The organism is Mucilaginibacter sp. NFX135 (assembly GCF_048565145.1).
In the GTDB taxonomy this organism is placed as follows: domain Bacteria; phylum Bacteroidota; class Bacteroidia; order Sphingobacteriales; family Sphingobacteriaceae; genus Mucilaginibacter.
Window position 1 is genome coordinate 5,604,485 of sequence record NZ_CP183412.1, and the last position, 16,544, is coordinate 5,621,028.

15 protein-coding genes are annotated in these 16,544 nt (G+C 42.7%); 6 read left to right on the forward strand and 9 right to left on the reverse strand.

All coding sequences use genetic code 11. The features are described from left to right. The first annotated feature begins 52 nt into the window (after nt 1-52). The 6 genes from ACNURT_RS23400 (at nt 53) to ACNURT_RS23425 (ending at nt 6,309) form a co-directional block, all read left to right on the forward strand. Complete coding sequence (locus ACNURT_RS23400) at nt 53-1,021, forward strand: stage II sporulation protein M (protein WP_370999126.1); 969 nt, start codon at nt 53-55, stop codon at nt 1,019-1,021. Then, nucleotides 1,005-1,892, forward strand: a complete 888-nt coding sequence (locus tag ACNURT_RS23405; RefSeq protein ID WP_419699714.1) for a hypothetical protein — start codon at nt 1,005-1,007, stop codon at nt 1,890-1,892. The genes ACNURT_RS23400 and ACNURT_RS23405 overlap by 17 nt, the downstream gene beginning before the upstream one ends. A gap of 2 nt (nt 1,893-1,894) precedes the next feature. After that, complete coding sequence (locus ACNURT_RS23410) at nt 1,895-2,647, forward strand: hypothetical protein (protein ID WP_419699715.1); 753 nt, start codon at nt 1,895-1,897, stop codon at nt 2,645-2,647. Beyond that, a complete protein-coding gene (locus ACNURT_RS23415) occupies nt 2,644-3,828 on the forward strand; it encodes a DUF4350 domain-containing protein (RefSeq protein ID WP_419699716.1) in 1,185 nt (394 codons plus the stop codon). Before ACNURT_RS23410 ends, ACNURT_RS23415 begins: the two co-directional genes overlap by 4 nt. Then, nucleotides 3,818-4,795, forward strand: a complete 978-nt coding sequence (locus tag ACNURT_RS23420) for an AAA family ATPase (protein ID WP_370999122.1) — start codon at nt 3,818-3,820, stop codon at nt 4,793-4,795. Before ACNURT_RS23415 ends, ACNURT_RS23420 begins: the two co-directional genes overlap by 11 nt. A 167-nt stretch (nt 4,796-4,962) precedes the next feature. Next, nucleotides 4,963-6,309 carry a DUF58 domain-containing protein gene (locus ACNURT_RS23425; protein WP_419699717.1) on the forward strand — a complete coding sequence of 449 codons (1,347 nt, stop codon included), beginning with the start codon at nt 4,963-4,965 and terminating at the stop codon, nt 6,307-6,309. A 253-nt stretch (nt 6,310-6,562) separates the two neighbouring features. Here the strand turns inward: ACNURT_RS23425 and ACNURT_RS23430 are convergent, their stop codons facing one another. The 9 genes from ACNURT_RS23430 to ACNURT_RS23470 all read right to left on the reverse strand — a co-directional run bounded on the left by ACNURT_RS23430 (nt 6,563) and on the right by ACNURT_RS23470 (nt 16,146). Next, on the reverse strand, nt 6,563-7,351 hold the full coding sequence (locus ACNURT_RS23430; protein ID WP_370999120.1) for a mechanosensitive ion channel family protein: 789 nt from the start codon (nt 7,349-7,351) through the stop codon (nt 6,563-6,565). Nucleotides 7,352-7,893: 542 nt separating this feature from the next. Next, nucleotides 7,894-9,528 carry a chaperonin GroEL gene (gene groL, locus ACNURT_RS23435; protein WP_419699718.1) on the reverse strand — a complete coding sequence of 545 codons (1,635 nt, stop codon included), beginning with the start codon at nt 9,526-9,528 and terminating at the stop codon, nt 7,894-7,896. A 149-nt stretch (nt 9,529-9,677) separates the two neighbouring features. Then, entirely contained in the window at nt 9,678-9,953 is a 276-nt protein-coding gene (groES, locus tag ACNURT_RS23440) for a co-chaperone GroES (RefSeq protein WP_076375713.1), read from the reverse strand. Between the two features lie 401 nt (nt 9,954-10,354). Then, the gene (gene secG, locus ACNURT_RS23445; RefSeq protein WP_419699719.1) at nt 10,355-10,723 is read right to left on the reverse strand and encodes a preprotein translocase subunit SecG; all 369 of its coding nucleotides are present in this window, start codon (nt 10,721-10,723) and stop codon (nt 10,355-10,357) included. Nucleotides 10,724-10,732: 9 nt separating this feature from the next. After that, nucleotides 10,733-12,139: a hypothetical protein gene (locus ACNURT_RS23450; RefSeq protein WP_419699720.1), complete on the reverse strand. Its 1,407-nt coding sequence runs from the start codon at nt 12,137-12,139 to the stop codon at nt 10,733-10,735. Nucleotides 12,140-12,172: 33 nt separating this feature from the next. Continuing rightward, nucleotides 12,173-12,703: an LptE family protein gene (locus ACNURT_RS23455; protein ID WP_419699721.1), complete on the reverse strand. Its 531-nt coding sequence runs from the start codon at nt 12,701-12,703 to the stop codon at nt 12,173-12,175. Nucleotides 12,704-12,913: 210 nt separating this feature from the next. Next, nucleotides 12,914-14,167 (reverse strand): sigma-54 interaction domain-containing protein, encoded by a 1,254-nt coding sequence (locus ACNURT_RS23460; RefSeq protein ID WP_370996721.1) that lies wholly within the window; start codon nt 14,165-14,167, stop codon nt 12,914-12,916. A gap of 68 nt (nt 14,168-14,235) precedes the next feature. Beyond that, complete coding sequence (locus ACNURT_RS23465) at nt 14,236-14,601, reverse strand: four helix bundle protein (protein WP_262494189.1); 366 nt, start codon at nt 14,599-14,601, stop codon at nt 14,236-14,238. A 48-nt stretch (nt 14,602-14,649) separates the two neighbouring features. Further along, on the reverse strand, nt 14,650-16,146 hold the full coding sequence (locus ACNURT_RS23470) for a MiaB/RimO family radical SAM methylthiotransferase (protein ID WP_419699722.1): 1,497 nt from the start codon (nt 16,144-16,146) through the stop codon (nt 14,650-14,652). Nucleotides 16,147-16,544 lie beyond the last annotated feature (398 nt).

Genomic DNA, 16,544 nt, shown 5'->3' on the forward strand with positions numbered 1-16,544 from the left:
ATATAGCTCTTTTGTAATTATTTTAACCAAATAATTATTTACACGGCAATTCATGCGGGAACCTCTTTTTGTAAAGCAAAACACTCAGAAATGGACCAGCTTTGAGCAGGAACCAACCCAAGATCCTGACGAGCTTGCCGACAGGTTTATCCAGATAACCGATGACCTGGCTTATGCCAAAACATTTTACCCCAAATCAAAAACTACCGCTTACCTTAATGGGCTTGCGGCCGGTTTGCATCAATCCATTTATAAAAACAAAAGCGAAAAGAGCAACCGATTCCTCACCTTCTGGAAGTATGAGCTGCCCCTGTTGTTCAAAACCTATCAAAAGCAGTTGCTTTATGCCTTCCTGTTTTTTATGGTTTTTTGTTTGATAGGCGCATTATCAGCCAAATATGATGAGAATTTTGTACGCCTGATCATGGGCGACCAATACGTGGATATGACCAATGCCAACATCATGAAAGGCGACCCTTTTGGCGTGTACAAAAATGGCAGCGAAACATTGATGTTTTTAGGCATAGCCGCTAACAACATTTACGTATCCCTTGTAACCTTTGTAAGCGGTATCATCTTTACCGTTGGTACGGTTTATTATCTTTTCCGTAACGGTATTATGCTTGGCTCGTTCCAGTACTACTTTTTTAGCAAAGGGTTAGGGGCAAAATCCATCCTGGTGATCTGGATACATGGCACGCTGGAAATTTCGGCCATTATTATAGCGGGTGCTGCAGGCATCATCCTGGGCAACAGCTTATTGTTCCCTAAAACTTACAAACGTATAGTATCTTTAAAAAGAGGGGCTAAAGACGGCATGAAGGTAGCCATTGGCATTATCCCCATATTAATTGTAGCGGCGTTTTTTGAGGGCTTTGTAACCCGGCATACCGAAATGCCGGTATGGCTTAGTATTACTATATTAGCATCGTCACTATTGTTCATTATATGGTATGTGATCATATACCCAAACATAATTTATAAAAAAACCCAAACCACCTATCATGCAACCCAAAGTTGAATTAGCCCGGATCCGCGATTTTGGCGAAATTATAAGCGACACCTTTTTATTTGTAAGGCAGAATATTAAACCACTGCTCAAATACTTTTTTATCTTCTGTGGTATTTTCATAGTTGGAGGAATCATCAGCGCCTCGCTGTTCCAGTTAAAATGGACAGGCACCATGAACAGCATACGTGACGGCGCATTTAATACCAATGAATACAGGCCATCGCCATTTAGCTTTTTCGGACCCGAGTACTTTTTGTTTATCCTTTTTATAATACTCATCTATAACACCACAATTGTTACCTTTTTAAGCTATATAGCCTTATACAAAGAGAAAGATAAGCAGGTACCTACAACCGAGGAGATGTGGGGATACATTAAATACTACTACCTGAAAGTGCTGGGCAGTTCTTTTCTGCTTAATTTATTGCTGGGTATCGCATTGGTATTTTGCCTGGTACCCGGATTTTATCTTGCCCCTATTTTCGCGTTGATATTGCCGATCATGGTGATGGAGAATACCAGCTTTAGTTACGCCTTTAACCGCAGCTTTTTCCTGATCAAAGAAAATTGGTGGGTAACATTTGGTTCATTGATAGTGATATGGATAATTTTTTATGTGGCTATGATGGCAGTTACCATGCCTGCAAGTATACTGAATGGTATAAGTATAGCACTGCATTGGACACTTTCTAAACCATTTGCAATACTTACGGTTGTACTGCAGCAACTTTGTCAGCTATTTATGGTAATACCGGTAACCGCCTTGTCTCTTTGCTATTTTAATTTAACCGAAAGCAAGGATGGCACCAGCTTAATGGATAAGATAAGCAAGCTGGGCAATACCCCAACCAACACTGATTTACCTGCCGAAGAATATTGATCATGCTGCGCTTGTTGTGTACCATTATTTTTGTGCTGTTTGCTTATACAAGCAATGGGGCCGCTCTGGCTGTTAAACCTGTTAAACAACCGCTTGTGCTTAAACCCGACACGACAAAGGTAAGTGTGCGCCGTTTTGATAACGCTGTTATTACCGCGCACAGCAAACAGCCCGAATTTCAATACAAGGATGATACAGATACCACACCCTCCTGGTGGGACCGTTTCTGGCATTGGTTCTGGAATTTGTTTAAGCCTTTAAAACTGAGCAAGCATACTATGAGCCCCTTTTTGAGGATCCTGCTATATTTTCTGCAATACTTGTTTTTGGCCGCGGGTTTGGCTGCCGTGGTGTTCCTGGTTCTTAAACTCATGGGTATTGATATGCTTGGCGTTTTCAGGCGTAAATCCATGTCGGCCAATTTGCCTTTCACCGAATCATTGGAGAATATCCATGACATCAACTTCGACGATGAAATTGAAAGGGCTGTTTCTCAACATAATTACCGACTGGCTGTACGCATGCTTTACTTAAAAAGCTTAAAACAGCTGAGCGATGCGCATTTGATCAAATGGCAAATTGATAAAACTAACAGCGCCTATATTGATGAACTGACCAATGCTCATCAGCGCCAGCTTTTCAGCTCGTTAACCTTGCAGTTTGAATATGTTTGGTACGGGGAATTTGTTATAGACGGGCAAACTTTCAAAAACATCAATACCGTATTCCAGGACTTTAACAAAGGCATAGTATGAGAGACTTTAAGATCTATATCACTATTGCCAGCCTGTTACTGATCGGTTACGTAGTAGCTCAGTATAACAAACCCCAACCCGTTAACTGGCAGTCAACCTTATATTACCAGGACAAGATCCCCTTTGGTACTTATTTATTGTATGACAGGCTGAAAGATATTTATCCGGGTGCCGAATTAACCAGAACCAACAAATCAGTTTATAATGTTTTTCATGGCGACAGCCTGCAACAGGGAAACTACATCATTATAGCCAAAAGCATTACGCTTAATAAGTTTGATTTTGAGGCAATGGTAAAATATATCAAAGCCGGAAACTCGGTATTCATGTCGGCTTTTGAGTGGCGCGGGTTTATTACCGATACTTTACAGATAGAGAGCCGGGCGGAGTATGCCAAAAAGAATGTATCCATCAATTTTACCAATCCACAGTTGAAGGCGTCAAGCAATTATGTATTTAAGCGGGATATTGCCAACCAGTATTTTTCGGCGCTCGACACTGCAAAAGCTACGGTTATAGGTAAAAACTATGCAGATCATTGCACTTTTTTAAGTTATAAATTTGGGAAAGGTACGCTATACCTGTGTGCCACGCCTGATGTTTTTACCAATTACAGCCTGCTAACCCCGCAGGGAGCCGATTATGTATCGAAGGCTCTGTCGTACCTGCCCAAAGCCCAATATGTTTACTGGGACCAATTTCAAAATGGTGATATTCAAGAGGATGAGTCGCCATTACGCGTATTTTTCAGAAACCCTGCTTTACAGTGGGCTTATTACCTGAGCCTGGCCAGCATACTCCTATTTGTTTTTTACGAGATGAAACGCCGTCAGCGCGTGATCCCGGTAATTGAACCGCTGCCAAATTCTACGCTTGATTTTGTTACAGTAGTGGGCCAGGTATATTATGAAAAACGCAATAATGCCAATATCGCCCATAAAAAGGTTATTTACCTGCTTGATCATATCAGGGAGCGCTACCGCTTAAAGACCAGCAAACTCGACCAGGGATTTATCGGTATCCTGTCGCAAAAAACTGGTATCGATGCTGGTTTTGCCAGCTCGCTGATCAATGCTGTAAATTACATCAGCGTTCAGCAGCAAGTAACCGATAGGGAATTGATTGAATTGAATAAATTGACAGAAGAATTTTACAGCCAAACCGGATATAATGGAAAATGAGAATTTTGAAAACAGAACCGATCTGAGCAAACTCAGTAACGCGGTTAATCAAATTAAATATACACTTGCCCAGATCATCGTAGGGCAACAGGATTCTATCGACCTGCTGATCGCAGGCATCCTGGCCGATGGACACATCCTGATAGAAGGTGTACCGGGTGTGGCCAAAACATTAACCGCCAAGCTCATCTCCAAAGCTATTGATGCCAAATACTCGCGCATACAATTTACGCCCGATCTGATGCCTTCGGATATCTTAGGCACCTCGGTATTTAACCCCAAAAGCACGGAGTTTGAATTTAAGCAGGGACCCATTTTTGGCAACATTATCCTCATAGATGAAATTAACCGTGCCCCGGCCAAAACCCAGTCGGCTTTGTTTGAGGTGATGGAGGAACGCCAGGTGACTATCGATGGGCATACCTATAAAATGCAGGAACCATTCACCGTGCTGGCCACACAAAACCCTGTAGAGCAGGAAGGCACCTACCGTTTACCGGAAGCCCAGCTGGACAGGTTTTTGTTTAAAGTAGAGATCAAATATCCAACGCTGGAAGAAGAGATTGCCATCATAACCCGCCAGCATCAGCAAAAAACAACCGACCAGTTAAGTCATATACAGCCGGTTTTATCGGGTGGAGATATTATCGCGCTTCGGCAACAGGTACGGGCGTTCCATGTAGAGGCCAAGCTGCTGGAGTTTACTGCTAAGATCATTTACGAAACCCGCAACCATAAATCATTGTTCCTGGGTGGTTCGCCGCGTGCATCATTGGCCATGATCAACGCTGCTAAAGCCGTTGCCGCTATTAAAGGCCGCGATTTTATTACACCTGATGACATTATTTACGTAGCTGCCCCGGTGCTAAGGCACCGGATTATGCTTACGCCTGATAAGGAGATGGAAGGCGTAAGTCCGGATGATGTGGTAGCACAGATCATACAGAAATTGGAAATACCGAGATAGAGAGTCAAGAATCAAGAGCCAGGAATCAAGAAAAAAGCACAATTTAAAAAGCCCAACACGTCATTGCGAGGAACGAAGCAATCCCCGATTAGCAGAGCTTCTCTGTATAGCATAAAGATTGCTTCGTTCCTCGCAATGACGAATTGGAGAGGATAGTTAAACATATAGTGAAAAAATTCATCAGCCTCTTTTATAGAAACCTTTTTTTAACAAACCGCCTGTTTACAGCTTTAACCTGCAGTGTGGTGTTGTTTTTATTGTCGTTCTTTTTCCCGTGGCTGGGGCTTATCCCAACACTGGCATTTTGGGTGCTGATCATATTATTTTTGATGGACGTGCTGCTGCTGTACTGCACGGCAAACGGCGTATTTGCCAAACGCCATGCGCCCGAACGCCTGAGCAACAGCGATAACAACGACCTGGGTGTTTATATCGAAAACTGGTATGGTTTCCCTGTCAGCGTTGGCATTATTGACGAGATTCCCTTCCAGTTTCAAAAGCGCGATATCTGGTTTAAAACCAATCTGAAACCGCGCGAAAAAAAACTCATCAATTATGTATTAAGGCCAACGCGTCGGGGCGAATATGAATTTGGCGATATCCGGGTGTATGTTAAATCGCCTTTAGGCTTTATCAGGCGGCGCTATAATTTTGAACAAGCAGAAATGCTGCCGGTATACCCATCCTTTCTGCAGATGCGTAAGTATGAGCTGATGGCCATATCCAACCGGCTCACAGACATCGGTATTAAAAAAATACGCCGCATTGGGCATAGTATGGAGTTTGAGCAGGTAAAAAGCTACGTTCAGGGCGATGATTACCGCACCATCAACTGGAAAGCCACCGCAAGGCAGGGTAACCTGATGGTTAATTCATACACCGACGAAAAATCGCAGCATGTATACTGTGTTATTGATAAATCAAGGGCCATGAAAATGCCTTTTGAGGGGTTGAGCCTACTGGATTATGCCATCAATGCCAGCCTGGTACTATCAAATGTGGCGTTACTAAAAGAGGATAAGGCTGGGCTGATCACCATATCTGAAAAGCTTGGAACCGTAATACCTGCCGAAAGACGGCCAGCGCATCTGAACAAGATACTGGAAGCTTTATACAAAGAGAAAACGCGTTACCTGGAAACCAATATGGAGCTACTGTTTGCCACTGTACGCAAAGTGATCAAGCAGCGCAGCCTGGTGGTATTTTTCACCAATTACGAAAGCCTGAACGCCCTGCACAGGCAACTCCCATTTTTAAAAAGAATAGCCAGATACCACCTGCTGCTGGTTGTATTTTTTGAAAATACCGAGCTCAAAAAGCTAAGCGAGCAACCTGCCGCCGATGTGGAAGGCATCTACATTAAAACCATAGCCGAAAAATTTGCCTACGATAAAAAACTCATCGTAAAAGAATTGGCCAAACATGGTATACAATCTATCCTGAGCGCCCCGCAAAAACTCACTATCAATACCATTAACCGGTACCTGGAAATTAAGGCTAAGCAGAAGATTTAAGGGCAAGAGAGAATCAAGAGGTAAGAGTCAAGAATCAAGATCTTTTGACTCTCATCTTCCGCGCGTCATTGCGAGGTACGAAGCAATCTCTTTAGGACATGCTTGTTTGCTCTGTATATCGGGGATTGCTTCGTACCTCGCAATGACGTGTTGGGGATAGATAGTAACTTATTGTGGATGCCGAAACAAGTTCGACGTGAGATACTCGAATAATCCTGATTCTTGACTCTAATCTCTTGATTCTCTTCCCAACCTATCCGGCTTTCGGGAATGCAATACCAGCGCTTCCCAGGTCTTTGATGATCTTTTCCTGCAGAGTCCATTTGGCGGTTAAAAAATTGCCTGGTTGAACCCATACATTAACAACATACCTGATGGAATCGATCTCCAGGCTGTTGACGCCTACTTTTGAAGCCGGTGTTTTTAGCAGACCCGTGGTGGTATTGATCGCATTTTCGATAATCCCTCTTACTTTTTCAACATCGTTGGCATAACCTACCTTCACTTCAAAATCAAGGCGGCGCTTGCCTTCGCGGGTTACGTTAATGATAACCTCGTTAAACAGTTTGCCGTTGGGGATAATAACCGTTTTGTTGTCGGCGGTAAGTAAAACCGTGTAGAACATCTGTATAGAGGTTACGGTGCCATCCTGGCCCTGGGCCAAAATGCTGTCATTAAGCTCAAATGGTTTTAGTAACAGTATCAGTACCCCACCTGCAAAGTTTTGAAATGTACCAGACAACGCCAAACCGGCAGCCACACTAAACGCGCCTATAATGGTAGTAAAAATGGTCATTTCCCACCCAATAATATTCATTACCCAAATTACCAGCAGCACATAAAGCGCGGTAATGGTAAGGCTCAGAAAAAAGGGCTGTAAAGATGAGTGGATACCTCTTCTGATCATCCGGTTGCGCATCCTGGTGCGGATAAGCTTGATGACCCAAAGACCAATAAAAAATATGATGATCCCGCCTACGTAATTTGGCCCGCGGGTAACCAGCCAATGATGAAACTCCTGATAAAATTCTTCTACTTTCATAATATGAAAGCAAAGGTAAAAATTATATAGAAGCTAAAAGCAAAATGCACAAAGCCGAAAGCCAAGTAATTGATATCCAACACGAATAAAGGAATGCACGTAAATTAGTATTTCTTTATGAAACTATTTACCGTAAATAGTAACAAACAGCTCAGGGCCTTTGATCAGCACCCAATCTACTATGGTACTGCGCACTAATTTTGATGTTTGAACTATTTTTTTCATGATTACTTTACCATACACAAATCCTATGCCCGGGAGTACAAGTTTCAGATTTGTTACGCAAAAATACGGAAGCCGGCACAAGTAAATAATAAAAACTAATCAAATGATTAACTCGTGACCATCCGTTTACTTTTTCATGACCAACAAGGGTATAAAAAACAAAACGCCTGTATGCTTTTGCATACAGGCGTTTTGTTTGATGTGCAGATATGCAGATTTTAAATGTGCAGATAAACTGATGACTATATATTAATCATTTGCACATCTGCACATTTAAAATCTGCATATCTAACACCCCCTTCAGGGGGCTGGGGGGCTTACATCATGCCGCCCATGCCGCCGCCACCCATTGGTGGACCACCAGCTGGAACATCTTCAGGATCATCAGCCAATACAACTTCTGTTGTTAACAACATAGCCGCGATTGAAGCTGCGTTCTCTAAAGCTACACGACCTACTTTAGTTGGATCGATAACACCTGCACCGATCAGGTTTTCATATTTGTCGGTACGTGCGTTGTAACCAAAATCGGCAGTGCCTTCTTTAACTTTTTGCACAACGATAGAACCTTCGATACCAGCGTTTTCGCAAATCTGACGTAAAGGTTCTTCAATAGCACGACGGATGATCTGGATACCAGTGTTTTCGTCTTCATTATCACCTTTAAGGTTAGCCAAAGCAGCTACTGCACGGATGAAGGCAACGCCACCACCTGCAACAATACCTTCTTCAACAGCCGCGCGGGTTGCATGTAAAGCATCGTCAACACGATCTTTTTTCTCTTTCATTTCTACCTCTGTAGCAGCACCTACGTACAATACAGCAACACCGCCAGATAATTTGGCTAAACGTTCCTGTAATTTTTCGCGGTCATAATCAGATGTAGTTGATTCGATCTGAGATTTGATCTGGCTTACACGGCCTTTGATCTCATCGGCAGAACCAGCACCATTGATGATCGTAGTATTATCTTTGTCAATAACAATCTTTTCAGCAGTACCTAAGTAAGAAAGATCGGCATTTTCTAATTTGTAACCTCTTTCTTCAGAAATTAAAGTACCGCCAGTCAGGATAGCGATATCCTCTAACATAGCTTTACGACGATCGCCAAAGCCTGGAGCTTTAACAGCAGCCACTTTCAGTGAACCACGGATTTTGTTAACTACCAAAGTAGCTAAAGCTTCGCCGTCAAGATCTTCGGCAATGATCAGCAACGGTTTGCCGGTTTGTACTTGTTTCTCCAGGATAGGAAGTAATTCTTTCATCGAAGAGATCTTTTTATCATAGATCAGGATGTAAGGATTTTCTAATTCAACTTCCATTTTATCGGCGTTGGTTACAAAGTATGGAGAAAGGTAACCACGGTCAAACTGCATACCTTCTACAGTTTTAACTTCAGTTTCGGTACCTTTTGCTTCTTCAACGGTAATTACACCGTCTTTACCAACTTTAGCCATAGCTTCGGCAATTAACGAACCGATAACCTCATCGTTATTTGCAGAAATAGCAGCAACTTGTTTGATCTTGTTATTATCCTCACCAACAGTTTGTGATTGAGCTTTTAAGTTCTCCACAACAACTACTACAGCTTTGTCGATACCGCGTTTCAAATCCATTGGGTTAGCGCCGGCTGCAACGTTTTTAATACCTGCAGTAACAATAGCCTGAGCTAAAACCGTAGCGGTAGTAGTACCATCACCAGCAATGTCAGCAGTTTTTGAAGCTACTTCTTTCACCATCTGGGCACCCATGTTTTCTAAAGCATCTTTTAGTTCGATCTCTTTAGCCACAGTTACACCATCCTTAGTGATAGCCGGTGAACCGAATTTTTTATCAATAATTACGTTACGACCTTTAGGACCTAATGTTACTTTAACCGCGTTGGCTAAAATATCAACACCGCGTTTTAGAGCGTCGCGTGCTTCAACATTGTATTTAACTTGTTTTGCCATTTTTTTAGTTATTGAATTATTGAGTTAGTGAATTAGTGATTTGAGCTTCACTACCTAATAATTGTTTTTTGATTTTAATTTAAATTGGGGTTTCTTTTGATGATCTGTAAATAAAAATTCACTAAATCACTAATTCACCCATTCACTAATTAAAGTACCGCGTAAATATCAGATTCGCGCATGATCAGATACTCTTTACCTTCGTAAGTAATTTCGGTACCTGCGTATTTTCCATATAAAACCTGGTCACCAACTTTTACGGTTAAAGGCTCATCTACTTTACCATCGCCTACTGCAACGATAGTTCCACGCTGAGGTTTTTCTTTAGCGGTATCCGGGATGATAATTCCCGAAGCGGTCTTCTCTTCGGCAGCTGCAGCTTCCACCACAACTCTGTCGCCGATTGGTTTAATGTTTAATGACATAGTTATATCTGTTTATTTTATTTAAGTTTCGTATGCAATTCCTCATCAATTATGCCAAGCAAATACAATGGTCAATATTGACAGGCTAAACTGTTGTAATGTCAGCTAAAGGTTATTTTATTTTTGATGCTTAACAATCTTTTAATATCCCAGTGCCATCGTGTCAGTTACCAGCTTTTGAAGATCAACGGGATTTTACACGTTTAAGGCTGCTCGCAGGATATCTATAACCCCGAGTGCAATATTACTATCAAAAATTATTACGGGTTCTAAATTAATAACATCTTATACTACCAATAACGAATGCATGTCATTTTCCCTTCAAAACTCATTTGAGTTATATCCACAAAAAAAGGCTTTGGAAGTTTTCCAAAGCCTTTTTTATTCTTTTAACCTTATGCTTATTTAGCCGGTTTTGTATCTGGCTTAGCCGGTGCAGGTGTTGGTGTTGAAGGTAAGCTCAACGGTGCACTTGCAGGCGCGCTTGGTTTTGAAGCTTTTTCAATTTGCTCTTTCAATGCCGGGTTACCGCTGCTTGCTGATGAACCACCTTTTACAGCCACGTTAATGGCCAGTGATAAAACCATTACACTAATGGCCAGCACCCAGGTACCTTTTTCTAAAAAATCGCCTGTTTTTTGTACACCCATCAATTGTGATGAGCTGGAGAAATTTGATGATAAACCACCACCTTTAGGGTTTTGGATCAGCACAATAAGGCCTAAAAGGATGCAAACGATAATGGTAATGATAATTAAAACTAAATACATTTCTTTATATTAATTGGTTTTCTTTTCTAACTGTTCAATTTGGGTGGCAAAGTAACGGCTTTTTTCCGGGAATTTCAACATCAATTTTTTATAAGTAGCTATTGCTTTGTGGTAAAGCATTTGGTCGGCGTAAATCTGGGCCAATGTTTCGCTAACCAGGTCGTTACGGTCCTCCGAGCTCTTTTTGGCTTTGTTCTCATTGTCCAGTTTATCCATAGCGGGCGGCCGTATCTGGGGCTCTTCCTGTATAAAGCGTTCAATGATAATATCTTCTTTCCGTTTTACTTCGGGACCATCCGGCTGAGGTGTTTTTTCCAGTTCCTCTAATGACCGTACATGGAAAATATTTTCAACATACTGCTGCTGCAGTGCATCGGCGGCAGGTTCTTTTACGCTATTGTTCTGTTGTATCCGGACTGGCTGTGCAGGAGCCGGTGCAGGATTGGTATAAGGCTGATAAGTTTCGGCATACTCTTTACGGGTTTTATCCAACCACCACATAAAGGTATAAGGCATTTTTTCGTCGTCGTATTTGGATACATGCTGACTTTCGGTATCTGTCGCGATGCTGCCATTGGCATGCGTTGCCGGCTCAGAAATCAGCGGCAGAGCATCTTCTTCTTTTACCTCTTCATGGTGTCTCTGATCAGCGATCGATTTATCAAACATAAAGTAATCGCTGCCTGCTATGCTGCCAATCACCCAATCTTCTGATATCGCATCAGGTTCATTTACTTTTGTTTTTTCATCGGCAATCACTGGCTCCTGTACCTTTTCATGCTCGTGCGCGGGAATGTGGATATGCTCAATACCTAATATCTCGTCATACACCTCATCATCAATACCGTCATGAGGGGGTGTAACTGCTTTTGCCGGTTCATCAATACCTCTTATTTCGTCGTACACCTCGTCTTCAATCTCATGATTAGAAGGTAAAACAGAAGCTACCGGCTCAGTTGCTGCAGGTTGTGCGTGCGGCTGATCTTCATCAGTTTCGGCAGGTGTCCTGTTCTTATTTACAAACTGGTCTTCGGTATGAAGTTCTGCAGCAATGGGTTCATTAACGATCGTGTTTTCGGATACCTGCCCACTATTAAAATAGTTTTCACCGGTATGAACGAAGCTTTCACTGCTTTGATGGCTGCCGGTATCAGCTGGATGACCCACAATTTGTGCCGGTGATACTGCGGCCAGATTGTCGGCCTCATGCGTAAGTTTATACAAAAGTCGCGGATCAAAATAAGCGGCAGCCCGCTTCAGATCAGTGCTATTACCCGCACGGGCAAGCACAGCGCGCAATAAGCCGCTCTGCGGGAATTCATTAACCAACTGCTGCAAATTATAGCTATGCTGCTGCCCGGTATTGGCCGGATTAGCCAACAATTCCAATAGTATTCCGTTCTGCCTGTTATTCAAGTCTTGCTCCACGTGGTTGAAAGTACGAATTGCCTACCAATTAGAAAAGGCTTTGTTAAAAATATCTTCTGTTATTTTATCCGTTATGGTTCTTATCAGGCTTTGCTCCTGTGCCCCTATGTCCCCTTTATAATCCTGATAATTGGTAAATGTTTCTTCAAAAGAAAGCTTTTTCTCGGCAGGAGTCTTTGCTGTATTGTAAACAAATTTAACTCTTACAGTAATCGTCAGCCTGTTCGCATCAGCAATCGGTGCTACATTATTGGCTACCGCCTGGATAGAAACCGGCGCTATAGTATATCCTATGATACTGCCCGACAAGGTAGCATCCGCATCGGCATTACGGGAAATACTTAGCCGGCTTTGGTTACGTATCCTCGTCTTTAGTCCTTCTGTAAAGTTCTGACTTAAATTGGCTACCACCAGGGGCGAATTATTTTCAAAAAACTGTACATCAAGGGTTTTCATACCCGGAGGGATAGAAGCATTTCGGAGTGTATAGCAGGATGACAACAGTAAGCTTAACGAACAAACAATAAATCCTGATAACTTGAAAATTTTCATTCTGTAAATTCTAAAAACTAATCTCTAAATCCTAAAAATTAAATTCTAAACTCTAAAACATAGGTTCTAAACTCTAAAACATAAATTCTAAATTGCTTGGCATTTTTGATCACCACTCACCACTCACCACTCACCACTCACCACTCAACACTCAACACTCAACACTCAACACTCAACACTCAACACTCACCTCTCACCTCTCACCTCTCACTATAAGTTTAATTCTTTTATTTTACGGTACAGGGTACGTTCTGATATACCCAGTTCATTAGCAGCCAGCTTACGCTTGCCTTTATGCTTCTTTAAGGCCTTGCGTATCAGGTCTGATTCCTTTTCAATCAGCGATAACGATTCTTCCACCTCTTCGGCATCATGCGTTATATTATAGGCATCATTATTATTATTGCTGTTGTTATTTACCGTATTAACGGGTTGTTGCAAAGTAAATTGTGCCTCGGGATTTCCGGGCAGTTCAATATCACGGTACAACTGGTTTATGGTTTGCGAATGATTGCTGTAGTTGGCGGCCACTCCTCCATGTTCAATAATATCGGCTACCAGTTTTTTCAGCTCCACCATATCGCGTTTCATATCAAACAGCACTTTGTACAGGATGTCGCGCTCCGAGAAATCCTCCTTAGGCTGATTATCCAAACGCATCGGCAAATTGCGGTTGCCCGGGCCCTCGTGCGGAATATAGGTTAGCAATGTTTGCGCGGTGATGATCCGGTCGCGCTCCAGCACGGCCAGTTGTTCGGCCATATTTTTAAGCTGCCTTACGTTACCCGGCCATGAATAATTCACCAATACCTGCTGTGCCTCGTCATCCAATTGAATGGGTGGCGTGCGATATTTGTCGGTAAAGTCCGATGTAAACTTCCTGAAAAGCAGGTACACATCTTCCTTCCGGTCGCGCAGTGGTGGTATGCGCAGCGGAACGGTATTTAACCGGTAATAAAGGTCTTCTCTGAATTTGCCATTCCTCACCGCCTCGTACACATCAACATTGGTAGCGGCAATAACGCGCACATTCGTTTTTTCAACCTTCGACGAACCTACCTTAATATATTGTCCCGATTCCAGTACGCGCAGCAAACGAGCTTGTGTGCCCAAAGGCATTTCGGCAATTTCATCTAAAAAGATGGTACCGCCGTTCACCGTTTCAAAATAACCTTTACGTTCGCCAACAGCGCCGGTATAAGCGCCTTTTTCGTGCCCGAATAATTCCGAATCAATAGTACCTTCTGGTATAGCGCCGCAGTTCACCGCGATAAACGGCCCGTGCTTGCGCGGGCTCATCTGGTGTATAATGTGCGAAAATACTTCCTTACCACTTCCGCTTTCGCCGGTTATCAATACCGAAATATCTGTAGGCGATACCTGGTTAGCAATATTTATAGCCCGGTTAAGCAATGGCGAATTGCCAATGATACCAAAGCGTTGTTTTATTTCTTGTACTTCCATAAAGAGATTCAAGAATCAGGATATCAAGAACCAAGACAAAAGTTTCAGTATTGAATCCTAATTCGGTTTTAATCATTACTTTTCAAAATATATTCTCTGAAATTGAATATCATCTTTTGAATTTCAATAACTAATTCTAAACATTCTTTTAATTTATCCTCAGAGCCATAAGCTCTGCGTTCACATATCAATAATTGTGTTTCTACTTCAAACGCCGATGAAAGCGATGTAGTTAAAAACTCGGCAAAGTGAACCTTTGTTCTTTTTCCAGACCCTTCAGCTATATTTGAAGGGATCGAACACGAACATCTGTTAAGTTGATCAATCAGGTTGAAGCGTTCATCGATTGGTAATCCCTTACAAAATTCATAAGTTAAATCGGTTAGGTCCATTGACCTTTGCCAAATTTTTAAACTTTTAAAATTGTGCTTCACCAATCTTTAAGCTTCCTTTCTTGTCTCTTGATTCTTGACTTCCTGCCTCTATTCCTCCACTAACACTGTACCTATCAACGTAGCTGATGTGCTGCGCTCAATCAGTACGTTCACGTACTCTCCGGGCTTGTAGTTGTCGCCAACCGGAAAAATTACCATGGCGTTTTGATCGCTGCGACCGCAATAATCTTTGTCTGATTTTTTGGAATAACCTTCTATCAGTACTTTCTCCACTTTGCCTATGCGCGCCTGCATCCGGTAAAACGAATATTCCTGTTGTTTGGCCACAATCTGAGCCAGGCGTTTTTGTTTTATCTCTTCCGGGATGTCATCAGCATAACGTTTCGCAGCTAAAGTACCGGGGCGTTCGCTGTATTTAAACATGTAGGCAAAATCATACTTCACGTAATCCATCATGGTTACGGTATCATGATGTTCCTCATCTGTTTCTGTACAAAAACCGGTGATCACATCTGTTGATACCGCACAATCTGGTATAATACGGCGGATAGCATCGATCCTGTTAATGTACCATTCCCTGTCATAGGTGCGGTTCATCATTTCCAGTATGCGGCTATTGCCCGATTGTACCGGCAAGTGTATATAGTTACAAATATTTTCGTACCTGTTAATGGTGTGCAATACATCATCGGTAATATCCTTTGGATGAGAGGTCGAAAACCGAACCCGCAGATCGGGATTGATCAAGGCTACCAGCTCTAATAGATTAGCAAAGTTGGTGGTGGCCTCACCTAAATCCTCTCCAAAGGAGAGGACTTCCTTTGCCTCAGGCTCATCAGAACCCTCTCCTTCGGGGAGGGCAGGGAGGGGTTTCCATTTATACGAATCCACGTTCTGCCCAAGCAAAGTAACCTCACGATAACCTTTGTTAAACAGGTCGGTACACTCGGCCACTATTGATTTGGGATCACGGCTGCGCTCACGGCCACGGGTAAATGGCACCACGCAAAACGAGCACATGTTATCGCAGCCACGCATAATGGATACAAAGGCGTTGATGCCATTACTGTTTAAACGTACCGGGCTGATATCGGCATAAGTTTCCTCGCGCGACAACAATACGTTCACCGCTTTCTGGCCGCTATCTACCTGGTCAATCAGTTCGGGCAGGTTGCGGTATGCATCCGGACCAACCACTACGTCAACCAGTTTTTCTTCTTCTAAAAATTTCGATTTCAGGCGTTCGGCCATACAACCCAGCACACCTACCACCAGTCCGGGATTTCGTACTTTGGCTACCGTAAACTCTTTAAGGCGATTACGAACCCTTTGTTCCGCATTTTCGCGAATGGAACAGGTATTTATAAAAATAACATCGGCAAGATTATGATCGGCAGTAGTTTCAAAACCCTGCTCGGCTAAAATTGATGCAACTATCTCACTGTCCGAAAAATTCATGGCACAGCCATAGCTTTCAATATAAAGCTTACGGCCATTGTTTTTACCAGCAGCAGGCTCTAAAACCAAGGCTTCGCCCTGCCTGCTTTCGTCATGTGTTTTATCCGGAATTTCCAAATCCATCATGTATTGTAAAAATTAGTCTGCAAAAATACATAAAATTTAAATACCCAAATGACATATTGGCAGCATTTTTCTACTAAACAACGGGTTTAGACTCACCCCGGCTTCGCTCCGCTCGCCGACCCTCTCTTCGCCTGCGGCGGAAAGAGGGTTAGGAATTTCTCCGCGCGTCATTGCGAGGCACGAAGCAATGACGCGTGGAGAGGAGAGTCTTCCCCCCTTTCCACCTGCGGCAAGGAGAGGGTGGCCGAGCGAAGCGCAGACCACGCGAGTCTATTCGTTACTGAAGATAATAATCCAAACAATAAACACGTTTTTAAGCCCGGGACCAATTGACTTGCCGCGCCATCCCGAAAGCTCCATTTTTGATGATTTTTATATATGAACCCTACCTCGACTTA

Coding starts and splice junctions, on each gene's coding strand:
- ACNURT_RS23400 (WP_370999126.1), top strand. CDS start 53: ATGCGGGAACCTCTTTTTGTAAAGCAAAACACTCAGAAATGGACCAGC.
- ACNURT_RS23405 (WP_419699714.1), top strand. CDS start 1,005: ATGCAACCCAAAGTTGAATTAGCCCGGATCCGCGATTTTGGCGAAATT.
- ACNURT_RS23410 (WP_419699715.1), top strand. CDS start 1,895: ATGCTGCGCTTGTTGTGTACCATTATTTTTGTGCTGTTTGCTTATACA.
- ACNURT_RS23415 (WP_419699716.1), top strand. CDS start 2,644: ATGAGAGACTTTAAGATCTATATCACTATTGCCAGCCTGTTACTGATC.
- ACNURT_RS23420 (WP_370999122.1), top strand. CDS start 3,818: ATGGAAAATGAGAATTTTGAAAACAGAACCGATCTGAGCAAACTCAGT.
- ACNURT_RS23430 (WP_370999120.1), bottom strand. CDS start 7,351: ATGAAAGTAGAAGAATTTTATCAGGAGTTTCATCATTGGCTGGTTACC.
- groL (WP_419699718.1), bottom strand. CDS start 9,528: ATGGCAAAACAAGTTAAATACAATGTTGAAGCACGCGACGCTCTAAAA.
- groES (WP_076375713.1), bottom strand. CDS start 9,953: ATGTCATTAAACATTAAACCAATCGGCGACAGAGTTGTGGTGGAAGCT.
- secG (WP_419699719.1), bottom strand. CDS start 10,723: ATGTATTTAGTTTTAATTATCATTACCATTATCGTTTGCATCCTTTTA.
- ACNURT_RS23455 (WP_419699721.1), bottom strand. CDS start 12,703: ATGAAAATTTTCAAGTTATCAGGATTTATTGTTTGTTCGTTAAGCTTA.
- ACNURT_RS23460 (WP_370996721.1), bottom strand. CDS start 14,167: ATGGAAGTACAAGAAATAAAACAACGCTTTGGTATCATTGGCAATTCG.
- ACNURT_RS23470 (WP_419699722.1), bottom strand. CDS start 16,146: ATGATGGATTTGGAAATTCCGGATAAAACACATGACGAAAGCAGGCAG.